The organism is Massilia sp. (genome assembly GCF_031995545.1).
Taxonomy (GTDB): Bacteria; Pseudomonadota; Gammaproteobacteria; order Burkholderiales; family Burkholderiaceae_D; genus Telluria.
Genome location: NZ_DAMAGA010000020.1, coordinates 29,796 through 47,836, shown reverse-complemented (window position 1 = coordinate 47,836; position 18,041 = coordinate 29,796). Strand labels below are relative to the sequence as shown.

The following is an 18,041-nucleotide window of genomic DNA, read 5'->3' as shown; positions in this document are numbered from 1 at the left end:
ACACCGATTTTTGACTTACACAGGGAACACCATGATGGGCATTCGACTGGGCGATTTGGTCGAGCGCTTCGGCGGCCAGCTGGTAGGCGAAGCGGACCTCGAGGTCCAGGCGATCGCCCCGCTGGACAGCGCCGGCGCTTCGCACATCAGCTTCCTCAGCAACAGCAAGCTGCGCGCACTGGCCGCGCAGAGCCAGGCGGCGGCACTGATCCTGTCGCCGCTCGACGATCCGACGGTGGCCGCAACGTACGAAGGCGCGCGCATCGTCACCACCAATCCTTACGCCTACTTCGCGCGCACCGCGCAGTACTTCGCATCGCTCACCGAGCACGTGCCGGCGCCGGGCATCCACCCGAGCGCGGTGGTCGATCCATCGGCCACGGTCGATCCGACCGCCCACGTCGGGCCGCACGTGACGATCGAAGCCGGCGCCATCGTCGGCGCGCACGTGGTGATCGACCACGGGTGCTTCGTCGGCCGCGAAGCCGCGATCGGCGACGGCACCCACCTGTTCGCGAACGTCACCTTCCACGCGCGCTGCCGCATCGGCAAGCGCGGCATCCTGCACTCGGGCGCGGTGATCGGCACCGACGGCTTCGGCTTCGCCGTCGAAGGCGGCGTGTACATCAAGATCCCGCAGACCGGGCGCGTGCTGATCGGCGACGACGTCGACATCGGCGCCAACACCACGATCGACCGCGGTGCGCTGGACGACACCGTGATCGCCGACGGCGTGAAACTCGACAACCAGATCCAGATCGGCCACAACTGCCAGATCGGCGCCCATACCGCGATGGCCGGCTGCGTCGGCGTGGCCGGCAGCGCCAAGATCGGCAGCCGCTGCACCTTCGGCGGCGCCGCCATGGTGCTGGGCCACCTGGAAATCGCCGACAACGTGCATATCTCCTCGGGCAGCATGGTCTCGCGCTCGGTGCTCGAGCCGGGCCAGTACACGGGCTTCTACCCGCTGGCCAAGAACGCCGAATGGGAACGCAGCGCCGCGATCGTGCGCAACCTCGACTCGATGCGGGCCAAGATCCGCAATCTCGAGAAAACCATCAAGACTCTCACAGAAGAAAAATGACTACTCCGGAAACCAAGACCCTCGACATCACCCAGATCAAGGAATACCTGCCGCACCGCTATCCGCTGCTGCTGGTCGACCGCGTGCTGGACGTCGAAATCGGCAAGCGCATCACCGCCATCAAGAACGTCACCGTCAACGAAGAATTCTTCAACGGCCACTTCCCGCACAAGCCGGTGATGCCGGGCGTGCTGATGATCGAAGCGATGGCGCAGACCGCGGCGATCCTGTCGTTCATGACCATGGACGTCAAGCCGGACGAGAATTCGGTGGTCTACTTCGTCGGCATCGACAACGCGCGCTTCAAGCGTCCGGTGGAGCCGGGCGACCAGCTCAAGATGGAAGTCGAGATCCTGCGCGTCTCGCGCGGCATCTGGAAATACAAGGCAGTGGCCAGCGTCGACGGCAAGGTCGCGGTCGAGGGTGAACTGATGTGCACCATCCGCGCCAACGAAGGCGCCGCTGCGGCCACCCCTGCAGCCGCGCCTGCAGCCGCGCAGTAAGGAAACGCCATGAGCAAGATCCATCCGAGCGCGATCGTCGACCCGAAGGCGGAGCTGGACAGCTCGGTCGAGGTGGGACCGTACTCGATCGTCGGGCCGAACGTGCGCATCGACGCCGGCACCGTCGTCGGTCCGCACGTGGTCATCGAAGGCCACACCACGATCGGCAAGGACAACAAATTCTTCCAGTTTTGCTCGATCGGCGCCGCGCCGCAGGACAAGAAGTGGAAGGGCGAGCCGACCCGTCTCGAGGTGGGCGACCGCAATACCGTGCGCGAATTCGTCACCTTCAACCTGGGCACGGTCCAGGACGAAGGCGTGACGCGCCTGGGCAACGACAACTGGATCTCGGCCTACGTCCACCTGGCGCACGACTGCCAGGTCGGCAGCAACACGATCTTTTCCAACAACGCCCAGCTGGCAGGGCACGTGCACGTGGGCGACTGGGCGATCCTGTCCGGCTACGCCGGCGTGCACCAGTTCTGCAAGATCGGCGCCCACGCCTTCGTCGGCATGTACACCAGCCTGACGCAGGACGTGCCGCCGTACGTGCTGGTGTCGGGCAACCCGGCCGGGGCCCGTGGCGTGAACCTCGAAGGCCTGAAGCGCCGCGGCTTTACGCGCGAGCAGCTGGACGGCATCCGCAGCGCCTACAAGCTGCTGTACCGCTCCAATCTGACGCTGGAAGAAGCGAAAGCCGCGCTGCAGGCCGAGGAAGAACGCCTGCCCGCGGCGGCGGGCGACATCCGCCTGCTGCGCGACTTCCTGGGCACGGCTTCCCGTGGCATCGTCCGCTGATATGACGGGTCCTGACGTTTCGTTGGCCCTGGTCGCCGGCGAAGCGTCTGGCGACATGCTGGCGGCGCGCCTGCTGGCCGGGCTGCGTCCGCAACTGCCGGGCGCGCGTTTCCACGGCATCGGCGGGCCGCGCATGATCGAGCAGGGCATGGTGAGCGACGTCCCGATGGACACGCTGACCGTGCGCGGCCTGTTCGAAGTCATTCCCCGTTATCGCGAACTGAAGGGCATCCAGAACCGGCTGCGCGACCGCCTGCTGGCCGAGCGTCCCGCCGCCTTCATCGGCGCCGACTATCCTGGCTTTAACCTCGGGCTGGAAGAACAGCTGCGCACAGCGGGGATTCCGACCGTGCACTTCATCGGGCCGCAGATCTGGGCCTGGCGCGGTGGCCGCATCAAGAAGATCCAGCGCGCGGTGTCGCACATGCTGGTAATTTTCCCGTTCGAGGAAGCGATCTACCGCGAGGCCGGGGTGCCGGTGACGTATATCGGGCATCCGCTGGCCGAGACCATTCCCATGGTGCCGGATGTAGCGGCGGCGCGCCGCAAGCTCGGTCTGGCGCCGGACGCGCGCGTGGTCACCGTGATGCCGGGCAGCCGCATGGGTGAGTTGAAGTATCTGGCCGAGCCGTTCGTGCGCGCGGCGCAGCTGCTGCGCGCACGCGATCCCGGCTTGCAGTTCGTGGTGCCGATGGCGGGCGAGCGCCAGCGCGGGTATTTCAATGAGATCCTGGTGAAAGCCGGGCTGCAGGACGTGCCGCTGCATATCGTCGATGGCGGCTCGCACGACGCGATCGCTGCTGCCGACGCGGTTCTGGTCGCTTCCGGCACCGCCACGCTCGAAGTGGCGCTGTTCAAGAAGCCGATGGTGATCGCCTATAAAGTGATGCGCGCCTCGTGGGAGATCATGCGCCACATGGGCTACCAACCGTGGATCGGCCTGCCGAATATCCTGGCGCGCGAATTCGTGGTGCCGGAACTGCTGCAGCACGCGGCCACGCCGCAAGCCATGAGCGACGCGGTATGGGCGCAGCTGCAGGACGCGGCCGGGCGCGAACGCCTGGCGCAGCGCTTCACCGACATGCACCACAGCCTGCTGCGCAACAGCGCCCAGGAGAGCGCCGACGCCGTGCTGCGCGTGATCGGGCGGCGCTAGAGAACTTGAGATGAAACCGAAGAAAGCCAATCTGTATCCCGGCCTGCCGACCCGTGGCCGGCCGTTCACGGTCGACGATATCGTCTGCGGCGTCGACGAGGCGGGCCGCGGTCCGCTGGCCGGCCCGGTGTTCGCGGCCGCCGTGATCCTCGATCCGCGCCGTCCGATCGACGGCTTGCGCGACTCCAAGAAGCTGAGCGAAGCGAAACGCGACCAGCTCGCGCCCCTGATCCGCGAGCATGCGGTGGCCTGGGCCATCGCCGAATGCTCGTGCGAAGAGATCGACAGCATCAACATCCTGCAGGCGACCATGCTGGCCATGCGCCGCGCGGTGGAAGCGTTGGCGACGGTGCCGACGGTCGCCCTGATCGACGGCAACCGCTGCCCGGAACTGAGCGTGCGCGCGCACGCGATCGTGGAAGGCGACGACAAGGTCAACGCGATCTCGGCCGCCTCGATCCTGGCCAAGACCGCACGCGACGCCGCACTGGTGCGCCTGCACGATCTATACCCGCAATACGGTTTCGACCAGCACAAGGGCTACGGCACCGCGCTGCACCTGGAACGCCTGCGCGCGCATGGCCCGTCGCCGGCGCACCGTCGCTCGTTCGCGCCGGTGCGCTCACTGCTGCAGGTCGACCTGTTCGGCGACGTCAGTGTCACCACCGGCGCTTCGCTGCCCGTGGCCGCATGAAGAGTACGATGAAGACTATCAGCTCGCGCGACAACGCGTTCTACAAGGATTTGAAGGCGCTGGCGACCAGCTCGCAGGCGCGGCGCAAGGCCGGCCGCAGCCTGCTCGACGGCGTGCACCTGTGCCAGACCTGGCTCGACCTGCGCGGCGCGCCGGTGCATTGCGTGGTGTCGGAAGGGGCGCTCGGTAACGCCGAGGTGACTGCCATCGTCGCCCGCTGCGACGCGCTCGGCGCGCCGGTCACGGCATTGCCGGACGCGCTGTTCAACGCCGTCAGCCAGGTCGAACACGGGGTGCACCTGCTGTTCGTGATCGCCACGCCGCAGCCATCTAAAGCGCCGGCACTGGTCGAAGCGGCCGTGCTGCTCGACGGCGTGCAGGATCCCGGCAACGTCGGCTCGATCCTGCGCAGCGCGGCGGCGTCCGGCGTGAAGCAGGTGTACTGCAGCCCCGGCACCGCCTTCTGCTGGTCGCCCAAGGTGCTGCGCGCCGCGATGGGCGCGCACTTTGTGCTCGACATCTTCGAGCACGTCGAACTGGCGCCGCTGGCGCGCGCGGCGAAGATCCCGGTGCTGGCCACCAGCGGCTACGCCGCGCGCCAGCTGTACACGCTCGATCTGCGCCAGCCGGTGGCCTGGGTGCTGGGCCACGAAGGGCAGGGCGTGTCGCACGAACTGCTGGACCTGGCCAGCGAGCGGGTGGTGGTGCCGCATGCGGGCCAGGTCGAGTCGCTGAACGTCGCCGCCTGCGCCGCCGTGTGCTTCTTCGAAGCGCTGCGCCAGCGACAGGCATAGACGGCGGCCCGCCCTTCGCGGTAGGCTAGCGGCTTCGAGACTGGAGCATTGATGGACATCGCGCATTTGCATTTTCTGGTGGCGCAAGCCGATCCGGCCGGCCGCAAGGCCGTGGCCGACCTGCTGGGCCAGATCGGCGCCAGCCGCGTCACCGAAGTACCGGATGGTCACATCGCCTTACAGGCGCTGGAGTCGGGCTTGACCCCGACGGTGAACATCGCCATCGTCGACCTCGAGCTGCCCGGCATGGACGCGCTGGAACTGATCCGCCACCTCGGCGCCAACGGCTCCGGTGCGCGCCTGATCGTCACCGGCGCCCAACCCGCGGGTCTGCTGTTCTCGGTCGAGACCCTGGCCCAGGCCCACGGTGTCGACCTGCTCGGCACCATCACGCGCCCGGTCAGCGCCGTCAAACTGAAACCCCTGCTGGAACACTACACGCCGCTGGCGCGCACCCCGCGTCCGAGCACCGGCCCGCGCTTCACCTTCCAGGAAATCGGCATCGGCCTGCAGAAGCGCCAGTTCGAACCGTTCTTCCAGCCCAAGATCGAGCTGGCCACCGGCCAGGTGAAAGGCCTGGAAGCCTTCGCCCGCTGGCGCCATCCCGAGCACGGCGTGCTCGGTCCCGCCTCGTTCATCGACGCCTTGGAAGAGCAGGGCCGCATCGACTTCCTCGACTGGAGCATGATCGAGCTGTCGGTGGAGCGCTGCCGCTGGTTCCAGGACCAGGGCATTCCGGTCCCGATCTCGCTGAACACCGCCCCCGAAACGCTGGCCCACCCGGCCTTCGTGCGCCAGATCGAGGCCTGCCTGAACCGCCACAAGGTGCTGCCCGACTACGTGACATTCGAGATCCCCGAATCCTCGGTCCTGAACACCGACCCCGACTTCATCGAACGCCTGGTACGCCTGCGCATGATGGGTTTCGGCCTCGCCATCGACGACTACGGCACCGGCCGCTCGAACCTGCAGTTGCTGGCCCGCATCCCGTTCACGGAACTGAAGATCGACCGCAGCTTCGTCGACGGCGCCTCGAAACGCCGCCCCCTGGGCACGGTCCTCAAATCCTGTCTCGGCCTGGCCCACAGCCTGGACCGCATGTCGGTCGCCGTCGGCGTCGAAACCCGCCAGGACTGGGATTTCCTGCAAAGTCTCGGCTGCACCTACGCCCAGGGCTACCACATCGCCAACCCCATGGAAGCCGCCGCCTTCCCCCCCTGGCTCGCCGACTGGCGCCAATTCTTCTAAGCCCTAACAAAATAGGGTCAGAGTCGAATTGTTTGACAACTTTCGGAGTTGTCATTTAATTCGACTCTGACCCTAATTATTTTGAATGAGCCGCCAAGAAAGCTAAGCAGTGGTAAATTCTCGTGCTCCAGGTTTGTAAGACATTGCTCAACAATTTGACTCTGACCCTAATTAATTTAAGGCCGAGTTAGCGCTATCAATTCAAAAGCAACTGCAGCAAGGCACGCTATTTCCACAACTCAGCGACAAAGCCTCAAAACCGTACCCCAAACAATTAGGGTCAGAGTCGAATTGTTTGACAACTTTTGGAGTTGCCCATTAATTCGACTCTGACCCTAATTATTTTGAAAGAGCCATCAAGCAAGCTGAGCGGCGGTAATTGCCGCCGCGCCGTGTTCTTAGGATATTGGCCAACAATTTTACTCTGACCCTCATTATCGAAGGGGTCAGTATTCGCGGCGGTCGGGTTTGATTTCCTGGAGGATGGTGGTGGCGATTTCTTCGATCGATTTCGTGGTCGAGGAAAGCCAGCGGATACCTTCACGGCGCATCAGTTGTTCGGCTTCGTTGACTTCGTAGCGGCAGTTCTCGAGGGATGCGTATTTGCTGCCGGCGCGGCGCTCGTTGCGGATCTGCGAGAGGCGCTCGGGCGTGATGGTCAGGCCGAACAGCTTGGCCTTGAATGGCGGCAGCGACGATGGCAGCTTGCCGCGCTCGAAGTCGTCCGGGATCAAAGGGTAGTTGGCGGCTTTCAGGCCATACTGCATCGCCAGGTACAGGCTGGTCGGCGTCTTGCCGGAACGCGAGACGCCGACCAGGATCACGTCGGCCTCGGCCAGGTTCTTGTGCGACTGGCCGTCGTCGTGCGCCAGCGAGAAGTTGATGGCTTCGATACGGTTCTTGTATTCCTCGCTGTCGACCGCGTTGTGGATGCGCCCGATGGTGTGGGTCGACTTGATCTCCAGTTCCTGCTCGAGCGGCGCGACGAAGGTCTGGAACAGGTCCATGTGCATGCCCTTGGCGGCGCGCAGCACGGTCGACAGCTCGTGCTTGACCAGGGTCGAGAACACGATCGGACGCTGGCCGTCGCGGGCGAAGCTCTCGTTGATGCGGCGCGCGGCGTCGTGCGCCTTCTCGATCGAGTCGATGAAGGGCAGGCGAATCTGGCGGAAGCGCATCTCGAACTGGCTCAGCACCGCGTGGCCGAAGGTCTCCGCCGTGATGCCGGTGCCGTCGGAAACGAAAAATACCGTGCGCGGCGTGGGGGCGGAAGACGGGGGAGCGTCGGGAGTGAGATCGTCGGTCATGTGCGGTGGATAACTAAATGCTGACAAAGTGGCATCAAAAGTGCGCTGCACTTCACCCGGTCGCGGGGTAAAATGCTCTGCAACGGGTTTGGCATTGTGCTGCACGCGGGCCAGAATAACAAGAACAGTCCCCGCTCCAGCCGATGCCCCAAAAGATTTCCATCATCAAGTAAGGGTGTTTTACCATGACTAACCTCGCTACTCCAGCATTGACCCCCGACGGTCAATCCGGCGCCGGCCGTACCTACGTCGCCTCGTTCGAGAACCTGCGCATGACCGACGTCGAGTCGGTCGGCGGCAAGAACGCGTCGCTCGGCGAAATGATCAGCCAACTGGCGAATGCCGGCGTGCGCGTGCCGACCGGCTTCGCCACCACCGCCGACGCCTTCCGCGACTTCCTCGACCACAGTGCGGACGGCGGCCCATCGCTGGGCCAGCGCATCGCCACCCGCCTCGAAGGCCTGGACGTCGACGACGTACGTTCGCTGGCCGCCGCCGGCGCCGAGATCCGCCAGTGGATCGTCGCCACCCCGTTCCAGCCACGCCTGGAACAGGAAATCCGCGACTTCTACGAACGCCTGGTGGCCGGCTCCGAGACCGAAGTCTCGTTCGCCGTGCGCTCCTCGGCCACCGCCGAAGACTTGCCGGACGCCTCGTTCGCCGGCCAGCAGGAATCGTTCCTGAACGTGGTCGGCATCGACAACGTGCTCGAAGCGATGAAGCACGTGTTCGCGTCGCTGTACAACGACCGCGCGATCTCGTACCGCGTGCATAAAGGATTCACCCACGCCGAGGTCGCGCTGTCGGCCGGCGTGCAGCGCATGGTGCGCTCGGATACCGGCGCCTCGGGCGTGATGTTCACCATCGACACCGAGTCCGGCTTCAAGGATGTGGTGTTCATCACCTCGAGCTACGGCCTGGGCGAGACCGTGGTGCAGGGCGCGGTCAATCCCGACGAGTTCTACGTGCACAAGCCGATGCTGGCGCAGGGCAAGTCGCCGGTCATCCGCCGCAATATCGGTTCGAAGCTGATCAAGATGGAATTTACCAGCGAAGCCAAGGCCGGCCGCTCGGTCAAGACCGTCGATGTGCCGATCGAGCTGCGCAACCGCTACTCGCTGAAGGACGAAGAAGTGGTCGAACTGGCCAAGTACGCCGTCATCATCGAGAACCACTACGGCCGTCCGATGGACATCGAGTGGGGCAAGGACGGCCGCGACGGCAAGCTGTATATCCTGCAGGCGCGCCCGGAAACCGTGAAGTCGCAGCAGAAGGCGACCGACGCCCAGCAGCGCTTCCAGCTGAAAGGCACCGGCACCGTGTTGACCAGCGGCCGCGCGATCGGCCAGAAGATCGGCGCCGGTCCGGTGCGCGTGATCACCGACCCATCCGAAATGGAACGCGTGCAGCCGGGCGACGTGCTGGTGGCCGATATGACCGACCCGAACTGGGAGCCGGTGATGAAGCGCGCCTCGGCGATCGTCACCAACCGCGGCGGCCGCACCTGCCACGCGGCGATCATCGCGCGTGAACTGGGCGTGCCGGCGGTCGTCGGCTGCGGCGACGCGACCGAGGCGTTGAAGGACGGCACCTTCGTTACCGTCTCGTGCGCCGAAGGCGACGAAGGCCGCATCTACGACGGCCTGCTGGAAACCGAGGTCACCGAAGTCGCGCGCGGCGAATTGCCGCCGATTCCCACCAAGATCATGCTCAACGTCGGCAATCCGCAGCTGGCCTTCGACTTCCAGTCGGTGCCGAACAACGGCGTCGGTTTGGCGCGCCTGGAATTCATCATCAACAACAACATCGGCGTGCACCCGAAGGCGATCCTCGAGTACCCGAACATCGACGCCGACCTGAAGAAGGCGGTGGAATCGGTAGCGCGCGGCCATGCATCGCCACGCGCCTTCTATGTCGACAAGCTGGCCGAAGGCGTGGCCACCATCGCCGCCGCGTTCTGGCCGAAAAAGGTGATCGTGCGCCTGTCCGACTTCAAGTCGAACGAGTACAAGAAGCTGATCGGCGGTTCGCGCTACGAGCCGGACGAAGAAAACCCGATGCTGGGCTTCCGCGGCGCGGCGCGCTACCTGGCGGAAGACTTCGCCGAATCGTTCGCGATGGAATGCGCGGCCATGAAGCGCGTGCGCGACGACATGGGCCTGACCAACGTCGAGCTGATGATCCCGTTCGTGCGTACCCTGGGCCAGGCCGAGAAGGTGATCGATCTGCTGGGGCAGAATGGTCTCAAGCGCGGCGAGAACGACCTGCGCGTGATCATGATGTGCGAAGTGCCGTCCAATGCCATCCTGGCCGAGCAGTTCCTGCAGTTCTTCGACGGCTTCTCGATCGGTTCCAACGACCTGACCCAGCTCACCCTGGGCCTGGACCGCGACTCCGGCATGGAGCTGCTGGCCAAGGACTTCGACGAGCGCGACCCGGCGGTCAAGGCGATGCTGAAGCTGGCGATCAAGGCCTGCCAGGCACAGGGCAAGTACGTCGGCATCTGCGGCCAGGGTCCGTCGGACAACCCGGACTTCGCAGAGTGGCTGGTGGAGCAGGGCATCGAATCGATGTCGCTCAATCCGGACTCGGTGATCGAGACCTGGCAGAAACTGGCATCGAACGCGGCATCCTGACCCTGCACGCCGGACGCCGCCGGTGCTACACTGGCGGCAATGACGCGCCTACCGGACAAACCCCATCCTCACCGATCATCCGGTGACGCGAAACCCCTGCTACCCACCCCGGGTAGCGGGGGTTTTTTCATTCCATGACCACGACAACGACAACAACAAGGAGACGTATCGCATGTCCGACTGGAGCTACTGGCTGATCGGCGCCGGCATCCTGGTGGTGGCCGAGCTGTTCATCGGCACCTTTTATCTGTTGATGATCGCGCTTGGCCTGCTGGCCGGCGCGCTCGCCGCCTGGCTCGGGGCCGGCGGTCCGCTGCAGACGCTCACCGCGGCGCTGGTGGGCGTGCTGGCCACGGTGTTGCTGCGGCGCAGCCGCTTCGCGCGTTCGCGCCGCGGCCAGGCCGCCAACGATCCCAACGTCAATCTCGATATCGGCGGACGCGTGAGCGTGCCGCAGTGGCACGAGCGGCGCGCGCGCGTGATGTACCGCGGCGCGCTGTGGGATGTCGAACTACAGGGCGGACTGGAAGCCACGCCGGGCGACTACCGCATCGTCGAGGTCCAGGGCAACGTGCTGATCGTGGCCCGGCCTTGAACACCGCGCATCGCAAGCAACACGCAACACGCAACACGCAACACCGCAATCACAACAAGAAAGGGAAGCACATGGAACTGTCCTTCAGCACCGTCGCGCTGGTGATCTTCATCATCGCGCTGGTCTTCGTCTTCAAGACCATCAACGTGGTACCGCAGCAGAACGCCTGGGTGGTCGAGCGTCTCGGCAAGTACCACGCCACGCTGGCGCCGGGCCTGAACATCGTCGTGCCGTTCGTCGACCGCATCGCCTATCGCCACAGCCTGAAGGAGATCCCGCTCGACGTCCCGCCGCAGGTCTGCATCACCAAGGACAACACGCAATTGCAGGTGGACGGCATCCTGTACTTCCAGGTCACCGACGCCATGCGCGCCTCGTACGGCTCGTCGAACTACATCCAGGCCATCACCCAGCTGGCCCAGACCACGCTGCGCTCGGTGATCGGGCGCATGGAGCTGGACAAGACTTTCGAGGAGCGCGACCACATCAACACCACCATCGTCAACGCGATCGACGAATCGGCCGCCAACTGGGGCGTCAAGGTGCTGCGCTACGAGATCAAGGACCTGACCCCGCCGGCTGAGATCCTGCACGCGATGCAGGCCCAGATCACGGCCGAACGCGGCAAGCGTGCCCTGATCGCGGCCTCGGAAGGGCGGCGCCAGGAGCAGATCAACATCGCCAGCGGCGACCGCGAGGCACAGATCGCGCGCTCGGAAGGCGACAAGCTGGCCGCCATCAACCGCGCCCAGGGCGAGGCGGCGGCGATCGTGGCGCTGGCCGAGGCCAGCGCCGCGGCGCTGCGCCAGGTCGGGTCGGCGATCAGTGAGCCGGGCGGCATGGACGCGGTCAGCCTGCGCGTGGCCGAGCACTATGTCGACGCCTTCGCCAATCTGGCCAAGACCAACAACACGCTGATCGTGCCGGCCAACCTGGGCGACATGAGCACCGTGATCGCCAGCGCCCTGCAGATCGTGAAGGCGCAGCGATGACACGGGTGGTGGTCATCACCGGCGCTTCGGACGGCATCGGCGCCGAGATGGCGCGCCAGCTGGCCGCGCGCGAGGGCGCCAACGTGGCGCTGGTGCTGGCCGCGCGCGGCGCCGCGCTGCTCGATACCGTGGCCGGGCAATGCCGGGCATTGGGCGCGCAGACGCTGGCGGTGGCGGCCGACATGTCGGTCCAGGACGATTGCCGGCGCCTGATCCGCGCCGCGATGACGCGCTTTGGTCGCATCGACGTGTTGATCAACAACGCCGGGCGTTCGGCGCACGCGCTGTTCGAAGAGGTCGAGGACCTCGGCTGGTATGAAGAACTGATGCGGGTGAATCTGTGGGGCGCGGTGTGGTGCACCCAGGCCGCACTGCCGCACCTGAAGACGGCACGCGGCAGCATCGTCGCGGTGTCGTCGCTGGCGGGCGTGGTTGGAGTGCCGGGGCGCACCGCTTACTGCGCCACCAAGTTCGCGCTCAGCGGCTTCTTTGATGCGCTGCGGGTCGAACTGCGCGACTCCGGCGTGAGCGTGACCACGGCTTATCCGGGCGTGGTGGCGACGCGAATTCGCTATCGCGGCTTCAATGCGCGCGGCGAAGAGGCGGGGGCGAGTGCGTTGAAGGAAGAGAAGGCGATGGCGGTCGAGGACTGTGCACGCCTGATCCTGGCGGCGCTGGACAGGCGCCAGCGCGAAGTGGTGATGACGGTGCAGGGCAAGCTGGGGCGCTGGCTGCGGCTGATCGCGCCGGGCATGGTCGACCGGATAGCGCTCAATGCCGTCAAGGATGATCTGCGGCCGCAGTAATGCATGCTGCGCCTTGTGCAGTCGTTGTAACGCGTCGGCAGCGAAGCTGCCAACCCTACAAGGTCACCGTAGCGACGTAGGCTTGGCAGCTCCGCTGCCGACGCGTGTCAAGCTCAGTAGCCCACGGGGCAGGCTCAGAACCCTACGGTCGCCGACACCGTGAAGGTGCGCGGCGCTGCCAGCACCAGGTAGCTCGAGCGCGGATAGCCGCCGGCCGAGGCCCAGTAGTCGCGGTCGGCGACGTTGTCGACGCGTGCGCGCACGGTCAAATCGCGTTCCATGAAGCGGGTGCGGTAGGTCGCGCCGAGATCGAGGCGGGTCCACGACGGCAGCTGCTGGGTGTTGGCATCGTTCGCGTACTGTTTCGAGGTGTACACGGTACGCGCGTTGAGCGACAGGCCCTCGACGCCCGGCACGTCCCAGTCGGCGCCGATATTGAGCTGGGTCTGCGGCACGCCGATGGCGTCGTTGCCGTCAAAGGCGCCGTCGGCGGTGCTGCGCTGCTCGGCATCGAGCAGGGTCAGGCCGCCCAAGAGGCGCAGGCCGCGCGCCGGATTGCCGAACACCGACAGTTCCAGGCCGCGGTTGCGCTGCTCGCCGTACACGCCGAACACGCGGTTCTGGACGTAGGCGCTCGGCTGGCTGGTGGTGAACAGGGCGGCGGAGAGACCATAGCGGCCGCTGTCGTACTTGGCGCCGATTTCACGCTGGCGCGAAACGTACGGTGCGGTCTTGATGCCGGGGTTGAGCACGGCGTTCGGGTCATTCAGGTTGTTGAGGTCCCGCACCGGGCCTTCCTGGCCGCGCTGCAGCCCTTCGCTGTAGTTGGCGTACAGCGACAGATCCTTACGCGGCTTGAAGACCACCGCGGCGAACGGGGTATTGTCGCTCGCTTCGTAGCCGGCGCTTTCCACGCCTGTGTTGTAGTCGTAGCTGAAGTCCTTCAGGCGCTGATGGCGCACACCCACGTTGACCAGCACCTTGTCGTCCATGAAGGACAGGGTATCGGCAATCGCCAGGCTGGACAGGATCGACTTGCCGGTCACCAGCGGATTTTGCATGTCGCCGCCGGTGAAGAACGCGGACGAGGGCGCGGCCACGTCGCGCGGGGTGTAGACGTTGGACGAGAAGCCGGCGAAGTCGCTCATGCCGTAGGCGTTGCGCGACTCCGAGTGGAAGCCCGAGGCCGAAGCGCTCAGCATGTGCTTGACCGCCCCGGTGCGCAGTTCGCCACGCACGCCCACTTCGCCGGTGCGCACCTGGTCCTTGCGGATGTTATCGAAGCGGCTCATGGTGCCGTCGCCATTGGCATTGTTGACGGTGATCGAGGCCAGCTCGTTGTATTCCTGGCCGTTGCGTGCACCGAGCGCGGCCCAGGCGACCGCGCCGCCGGCCAGGTCGACTTCGGCGCGCACGGTGCCGAAGGTGTGGCGTTCTTCCGAGACGGTCCACGGCTGGGCGAAATTGCGCTCGCTGTCCGGGGCGGCGATCATCGGCACGGTCGCGCCCAGCGTCACGCTCGGACGCGCGTTGTCCAGTTGATGGTCCTGGTGGCCGACGTCGGCCGACAGGCGGTAGCCGCGGCCGCGGTAGTCCATGCCCAGCGAATAGACGCTCAGTTCACGGCGCTCGCGGTCGACCGCGGTGTCGCCTTCGCGGTGCGCGACGTTGACGCGCACGCCGGCGCGGCCTTCCTCGCCGAAGCGGCGGCCCAGATCGATGGCGCCGTAGCCCTGGCCGCCGCTTTCGACGCCGAGCGTGACGTCGTTCAATTCCTGATTCGGCGCGCGCTTCGGCAGCAGGTTGATCGAGCCGCCGATGCTGCCGCCGGCCGGCGCGGCGCCGTTGATGAAGCTGTGCGCGCCGCGCAGCACTTCCACGCGTTCGACCAGTTCGGTCGCCACGAACTGGCGCGGCAGCAGGCCGTACAGGCCGTTGTAGGCGGTGTCGTCGGAGCCGACCGCGAAGCCGCGGATCATGTACAGCTCCTGGTAGTTGCCGAAGCCGCGCGCCACGCGCACCGACGGATCGTTCTGCACCACGTCGGCCACGCTGCGTGCCTGCTGGTCCTGGATCAGGGCGCTGGTGTAGTTGGTGCTGTTGAAGGGCGTGTCCATGATGTCGACGTTGCCGAGCAGGCCCAGACGCCCGCCGCGCGCCACCTGGCCGCCGGCGTAGGCAGCCGGCAGGCCTTGCGCCGAGGCGTCGGCCGAGGCGCTGACCACCACGGTCGACATGGGTTCGGTCGTCGTATCCTGGGCGAAAGCGGTGCTGGCGGCGAGCAGGCCGGCGGCCAGGGCGAGGGGAGTGCGGGCGAAGCGTTGCGGTTTCATGAGGTTGCTCTTCTTATGCGGAATGAATGATGAAGCGTAATCGCGCATTCTAGACCGCAAGCTTGATTATGTAAATGAGAACGATTATTATTCGTGGTCCGCATTTCTACTTATCGTCATGTCGCCTGTCTCCCTGCGCCGCTGGGGCTGGATCCACAAGTGGAGCAGCCTGGTCTGCACCGTCTTCATGCTGCTGCTTTGCCTGACCGGTCTGCCGCTGATCTACAGCCACGAAATCGCCCACCTGCTCGGCAACGAAGTCGAGCCGCCGACCCTGTCCACTCCAATGCCGCAGGGGAACGTGGACGCCGTGATCGCCTCGGCCAAGGAGCTGTATCCGAGCAAGAAGCCGATGTTCATCTCGCAGGAAGCCGACGTGCCCGAGATCTGGAACGTGACGCTGGCCGACCACATGCACGACCACGACTACAAGCCGATCGCGGTCGATGCCCGTACGACCAAGGTGATCACCGAGCCTGCCTTCGAGGGCGGCGCCTTCATGTCGACCATGCTGGCGCTGCACGTGGACCTGTTCATGGGCCTGCCGGGCATGCTGTTCCTCGGTTTCATGGGCCTGTTGCTGCTGGTGGCGATCGTCAGCGGCGTGGTGCTGTACGCGCCCTTCATGCGCAAACTCGACTTCGGCACCGTGCGGCGCGAGCGCTCGAGCCGTCTGAAGTGGCTCGACATGCACAATATGCTCGGCATCGTGACCATGGTGTGGCTGCTGGTGGTCGGCGGCACCGGCGTCATCAACACCTGGGGCGACCTGCTGCTCAAGTATTACCAGAACAACGAGCTGGCCCAGATCCTGCACAAGTACGAAGGCAAGGCGCCGCTGCCGCATACCGCTTCAGTGCACGACGCGATCGAAAAAGCCAAGGAAGCCTTGCCCGGCATGCGTGTCGCCTTCGTCGCCTTCCCCGGCACCGATTTCAGCAGCGCCCACCACTATGGCATCTTCATGAACGGCGACGAAGCCTTCAGCTCGCGCCTGTACCGTCCGGTGCTGATCGACGCCAATACCGGCGAACTGACCGACGCGCCGGAACTGCCGTGGTACCTGACCGCGCTGCTGGTCTCGCAGCCGCTGCACTTCGGCGACTACGGCGGCCAGCCGCTCAAGCTCCTGTGGGCGCTGCTCGACATCGCGACCATCGTGATCCTGGTGACAGGGCTCTACCTGTGGCTCAAGCGCGGCAAGGCGGCCAAGGTGGCGGCCAAATCGTCGAACGACAAGCGCGCCGCCGATGCCGCCATGCCGGCGCTGGCGCGCGGACAGGAGGCGTCATGAGCAAGACTCCGATGCAGATCTGGGGCGCGCCGATCGTGCTCGCCATCCTGACCGTGATCGGCCTGGTCGCGGCGCTGCTGGGCGATGGCGTGTGGGACGCGGTATCCGCCGTAGCGCTCGGCATTCCGACGCTGCTGTGTTTCTGGTACGGCTTGCGCCGGCGGCCCGCAGGCAGCTGACCTGCAGCTGAGCTGCAACTGAAGCCATAATTCCTTCCGATCCGGCGCGATTCAAACGCGCCGCAGTTGGCCCGGCCCGGCCCAGGCTGTATACTTGGCGCGCTTCAGCACATCCTGCGCGCCCGGTAACGCGCCGGACCAACATCGAAAGGGCCACATGTTTGCAGCAGTCGACCTCGGGTCCAACAGCTTCCGCCTGCACATCGGCGAGCCCGCGGGTGGCCGCATGCACATCGTGCGCACCGCGCGCGACCCGATCCGCCTGGCGGCGGGACTGGACAGCGAGAATATGCTCAGCGAGACCGCGATGCGGACCGCGCTACGCTGCCTGGAAGACTTCCGCCGCATCCTCGACGAATACCAGCTCGACGCCGTGCGCGTGGTCGCCACCAACACCATGCGCGTGGCGAAGAACGCCGACGTGCTGCTGCCGCTAGCCGAGCAGGCGATCGGCTATCCGATCGAGATCATCTCGGGCGAGGAAGAAGGGCGCCTGATCTACATGGGCGTGGCGCGCGCCATCGAGCGCCTCGACGAGCGGCGTCTGGTGATCGACATCGGCGGCGGCTCGACCGAGGTGATCGCCGGTACCGGCGCCGACATCGGGCTGGTGGAATCGTTCGGCATCGGCACCCAGCCGCAGACCCGCGCCTACTTCGCCGACGGCCGCATCACCCAGCGCAATTTCGACGCCGCCGTCACCGCGGCGCGTGCGCGCTTCGAAGATGCCGCCGCGGCCTACCAGGCGCAGGGCTGGGACGCGGCCTACGGCTCCTCCGGCACCATGCGTGCGATCTCGGAAGTCATCTCGCGCAACGCGATCGGCGACGGCACCGTGTCACAGGCCAGCCTGCATGCGCTGCGCGACATCCTGCTCGAACTGGGCCACGTCGACGCGTTCAACATGCCTGGCGTGAAGCGCGAACGGGTCCCGGTGATGGTGGGCGGGCTGACGGTGCTGATCGGCGCCATGCAGGAGCTGAAGGTGACGCGCCTGCAGGCGATCAACGCCGGGCTGCGCCTGGGCGTGCTGTCCGACCTCGAACTGCGCGCCAACCGGCGCGACCGGCGCGATGCCGCGATCCGCAGCTGCATGGGACGCTTCCGCGTCGACACCCAGCGTGCGCTGCGCACGGCCGGCATCGCGACGCTGCTGTACGAACGCCTGCAGCCGCAGCTCGACAACCACCGCCACTACCTGGCGTGGAGCGCGATGCTGCACGAGACCGGGCTGGCGATCTCGATGACGGGCGCGCACAAGCACGGCGCCTATATCGTCGAACACGCCGACCTGGGTGGCTTCACCACGCGCGAGCAGCGCATGCTGGCAACCTTCGTACTGGGGCAGAAGGGCAACCTGCGCAAGGTGCGCGAGGCGCTGGTGGAGCCCGACGTGGCGCGCGCGCTGCTGGCGCTGCGCCTGGCCGTGGTGCTGATGCATGCGCGCGCCGACAATGACCTGGATGGACTGCGCCTGCGCATGAAGGGACGCATCGAGATCGACCTGCCGCGCGAGCTGCTGGCCAAGCATCCGACGTTGGCGCCGTGGTTCGAGAAGGAAGAGGGGTTCTGGGGGGATGTCGGGATCGGGTTCCAGGTGCGCTGAAACCCTACGAGTCAAT

At 65.9% G+C, this 18,041-nt stretch carries 16 protein-coding genes; 14 read left to right on the top strand and 2 right to left on the bottom strand.

Going from position 1 to position 18,041, the window contains the following annotated elements; translation table 11 throughout:
* Positions 1-34: 34 nt before the first annotated feature.
* Genes lpxD through RTQ83_RS14745 form a run of 7 tightly spaced genes read left to right on the top strand, consistent with a single transcriptional unit; the run spans position 35 to position 6,277 of the window.
* Complete coding sequence (gene lpxD / locus RTQ83_RS14775; RefSeq protein WP_312516194.1) at positions 35-1,084, top strand: UDP-3-O-(3-hydroxymyristoyl)glucosamine N-acyltransferase; 1,050 nt, start codon at positions 35-37, stop codon at positions 1,082-1,084.
* On the top strand, positions 1,081-1,587 hold the full coding sequence (gene fabZ / locus RTQ83_RS14770; protein WP_312516097.1) for a 3-hydroxyacyl-ACP dehydratase FabZ: 507 nt from the start codon (positions 1,081-1,083) through the stop codon (positions 1,585-1,587). The genes lpxD and fabZ overlap by 4 nt, the downstream gene beginning before the upstream one ends.
* A gap of 9 nt (positions 1,588-1,596) precedes the next feature.
* Positions 1,597-2,385 carry an acyl-ACP--UDP-N-acetylglucosamine O-acyltransferase gene (gene lpxA, locus RTQ83_RS14765; RefSeq protein WP_312516092.1) on the top strand — a complete coding sequence of 263 codons (789 nt, stop codon included), beginning with the start codon at positions 1,597-1,599 and terminating at the stop codon, positions 2,383-2,385.
* 1 nt (position 2,386) lies between these two features.
* Positions 2,387-3,541, top strand: a complete 1,155-nt coding sequence (gene lpxB / locus RTQ83_RS14760) for a lipid-A-disaccharide synthase (protein ID WP_312516089.1) — start codon at positions 2,387-2,389, stop codon at positions 3,539-3,541.
* Between the two features lie 10 nt (positions 3,542-3,551).
* A complete protein-coding gene (rnhB, locus tag RTQ83_RS14755; RefSeq protein ID WP_312516086.1) occupies positions 3,552-4,235 on the top strand; it encodes a ribonuclease HII in 684 nt (227 codons plus the stop codon).
* An 8-nt stretch (positions 4,236-4,243) separates the two neighbouring features.
* Positions 4,244-5,029 (top strand): RNA methyltransferase, encoded by a 786-nt coding sequence (locus tag RTQ83_RS14750; RefSeq protein ID WP_312516083.1) that lies wholly within the window; start codon positions 4,244-4,246, stop codon positions 5,027-5,029.
* Positions 5,030-5,080: 51 nt separating this feature from the next.
* Positions 5,081-6,277, top strand: a complete 1,197-nt coding sequence (locus RTQ83_RS14745) for an EAL domain-containing response regulator (RefSeq protein ID WP_312516080.1) — start codon at positions 5,081-5,083, stop codon at positions 6,275-6,277.
* 446 nt (positions 6,278-6,723) lie between these two features.
* On the opposite strand, the gene RTQ83_RS14740 is transcribed toward RTQ83_RS14745, so the two are convergent.
* Positions 6,724-7,584 carry a pyruvate, water dikinase regulatory protein gene (locus RTQ83_RS14740; RefSeq protein WP_312516077.1) on the bottom strand — a complete coding sequence of 287 codons (861 nt, stop codon included), beginning with the start codon at positions 7,582-7,584 and terminating at the stop codon, positions 6,724-6,726.
* Positions 7,585-7,769: 185 nt separating this feature from the next.
* Between RTQ83_RS14740 and ppsA the strand changes: the two genes are divergently transcribed.
* The 4 genes from ppsA to RTQ83_RS14720 all read left to right on the top strand — a co-directional run bounded on the left by ppsA (position 7,770) and on the right by RTQ83_RS14720 (position 12,613).
* On the top strand, positions 7,770-10,220 hold the full coding sequence (gene ppsA, locus RTQ83_RS14735) for a phosphoenolpyruvate synthase (protein ID WP_312516074.1): 2,451 nt from the start codon (positions 7,770-7,772) through the stop codon (positions 10,218-10,220).
* A gap of 172 nt (positions 10,221-10,392) precedes the next feature.
* Entirely contained in the window at positions 10,393-10,815 is a 423-nt protein-coding gene (locus tag RTQ83_RS14730) for an NfeD family protein (RefSeq protein ID WP_312516071.1), read from the top strand.
* Between the two features lie 71 nt (positions 10,816-10,886).
* Positions 10,887-11,807, top strand: a complete 921-nt coding sequence (locus RTQ83_RS14725) for a stomatin-like protein (protein WP_312516068.1) — start codon at positions 10,887-10,889, stop codon at positions 11,805-11,807.
* On the top strand, positions 11,804-12,613 hold the full coding sequence (locus RTQ83_RS14720; protein ID WP_312516065.1) for an SDR family oxidoreductase: 810 nt from the start codon (positions 11,804-11,806) through the stop codon (positions 12,611-12,613). Before RTQ83_RS14725 ends, RTQ83_RS14720 begins: the two co-directional genes overlap by 4 nt.
* A gap of 134 nt (positions 12,614-12,747) precedes the next feature.
* Here the strand turns inward: RTQ83_RS14720 and RTQ83_RS14715 are convergent, their stop codons facing one another.
* Complete coding sequence (locus tag RTQ83_RS14715) at positions 12,748-14,946, bottom strand: TonB-dependent receptor (protein ID WP_312516062.1); 2,199 nt, start codon at positions 14,944-14,946, stop codon at positions 12,748-12,750.
* A 118-nt stretch (positions 14,947-15,064) separates the two neighbouring features.
* Here RTQ83_RS14715 and RTQ83_RS14710 point away from each other — a divergent pair, with 118 nt between their 5' ends.
* The 3 genes from RTQ83_RS14710 (at position 15,065) to RTQ83_RS14700 (ending at position 18,025) form a co-directional block, all read left to right on the top strand.
* Entirely contained in the window at positions 15,065-16,240 is a 1,176-nt protein-coding gene (locus tag RTQ83_RS14710) for a PepSY domain-containing protein (protein WP_312516059.1), read from the top strand.
* Complete coding sequence (locus tag RTQ83_RS14705; protein ID WP_312516056.1) at positions 16,237-16,419, top strand: hypothetical protein; 183 nt, start codon at positions 16,237-16,239, stop codon at positions 16,417-16,419. Before RTQ83_RS14710 ends, RTQ83_RS14705 begins: the two co-directional genes overlap by 4 nt.
* Before the next feature lie 157 nt (positions 16,420-16,576).
* On the top strand, positions 16,577-18,025 hold the full coding sequence (locus RTQ83_RS14700; RefSeq protein WP_312516053.1) for a Ppx/GppA phosphatase family protein: 1,449 nt from the start codon (positions 16,577-16,579) through the stop codon (positions 18,023-18,025).
* Positions 18,026-18,041 lie beyond the last annotated feature (16 nt).

Excerpts from the sequence above, each read along its gene's own strand:
- RTQ83_RS14700 (WP_312516053.1), top strand. The coding sequence starts at position 16,577 with ATGTTTGCAGCAGTCGACCTCGGGTCCAACAGCTTCCGCCTGCACATC.
- RTQ83_RS14710 (WP_312516059.1), top strand. The coding sequence starts at position 15,065 with ATGTCGCCTGTCTCCCTGCGCCGCTGGGGCTGGATCCACAAGTGGAGC.
- RTQ83_RS14745 (WP_312516080.1), top strand. The coding sequence starts at position 5,081 with ATGGACATCGCGCATTTGCATTTTCTGGTGGCGCAAGCCGATCCGGCC.
- rnhB (WP_312516086.1), top strand. The coding sequence starts at position 3,552 with ATGAAACCGAAGAAAGCCAATCTGTATCCCGGCCTGCCGACCCGTGGC.
- RTQ83_RS14725 (WP_312516068.1), top strand. The coding sequence starts at position 10,887 with ATGGAACTGTCCTTCAGCACCGTCGCGCTGGTGATCTTCATCATCGCG.
- lpxD (WP_312516194.1), top strand. The coding sequence starts at position 35 with ATGGGCATTCGACTGGGCGATTTGGTCGAGCGCTTCGGCGGCCAGCTG.
- lpxB (WP_312516089.1), top strand. The coding sequence starts at position 2,387 with ATGACGGGTCCTGACGTTTCGTTGGCCCTGGTCGCCGGCGAAGCGTCT.
- RTQ83_RS14715 (WP_312516062.1), bottom strand. The coding sequence starts at position 14,946 with ATGAAACCGCAACGCTTCGCCCGCACTCCCCTCGCCCTGGCCGCCGGC.
- RTQ83_RS14730 (WP_312516071.1), top strand. The coding sequence starts at position 10,393 with ATGTCCGACTGGAGCTACTGGCTGATCGGCGCCGGCATCCTGGTGGTG.
- RTQ83_RS14705 (WP_312516056.1), top strand. The coding sequence starts at position 16,237 with ATGAGCAAGACTCCGATGCAGATCTGGGGCGCGCCGATCGTGCTCGCC.
- RTQ83_RS14750 (WP_312516083.1), top strand. The coding sequence starts at position 4,244 with ATGAAGACTATCAGCTCGCGCGACAACGCGTTCTACAAGGATTTGAAG.
- fabZ (WP_312516097.1), top strand. The coding sequence starts at position 1,081 with ATGACTACTCCGGAAACCAAGACCCTCGACATCACCCAGATCAAGGAA.
- RTQ83_RS14720 (WP_312516065.1), top strand. The coding sequence starts at position 11,804 with ATGACACGGGTGGTGGTCATCACCGGCGCTTCGGACGGCATCGGCGCC.
- RTQ83_RS14740 (WP_312516077.1), bottom strand. The coding sequence starts at position 7,584 with ATGACCGACGATCTCACTCCCGACGCTCCCCCGTCTTCCGCCCCCACG.
- ppsA (WP_312516074.1), top strand. The coding sequence starts at position 7,770 with ATGACTAACCTCGCTACTCCAGCATTGACCCCCGACGGTCAATCCGGC.
- lpxA (WP_312516092.1), top strand. The coding sequence starts at position 1,597 with ATGAGCAAGATCCATCCGAGCGCGATCGTCGACCCGAAGGCGGAGCTG.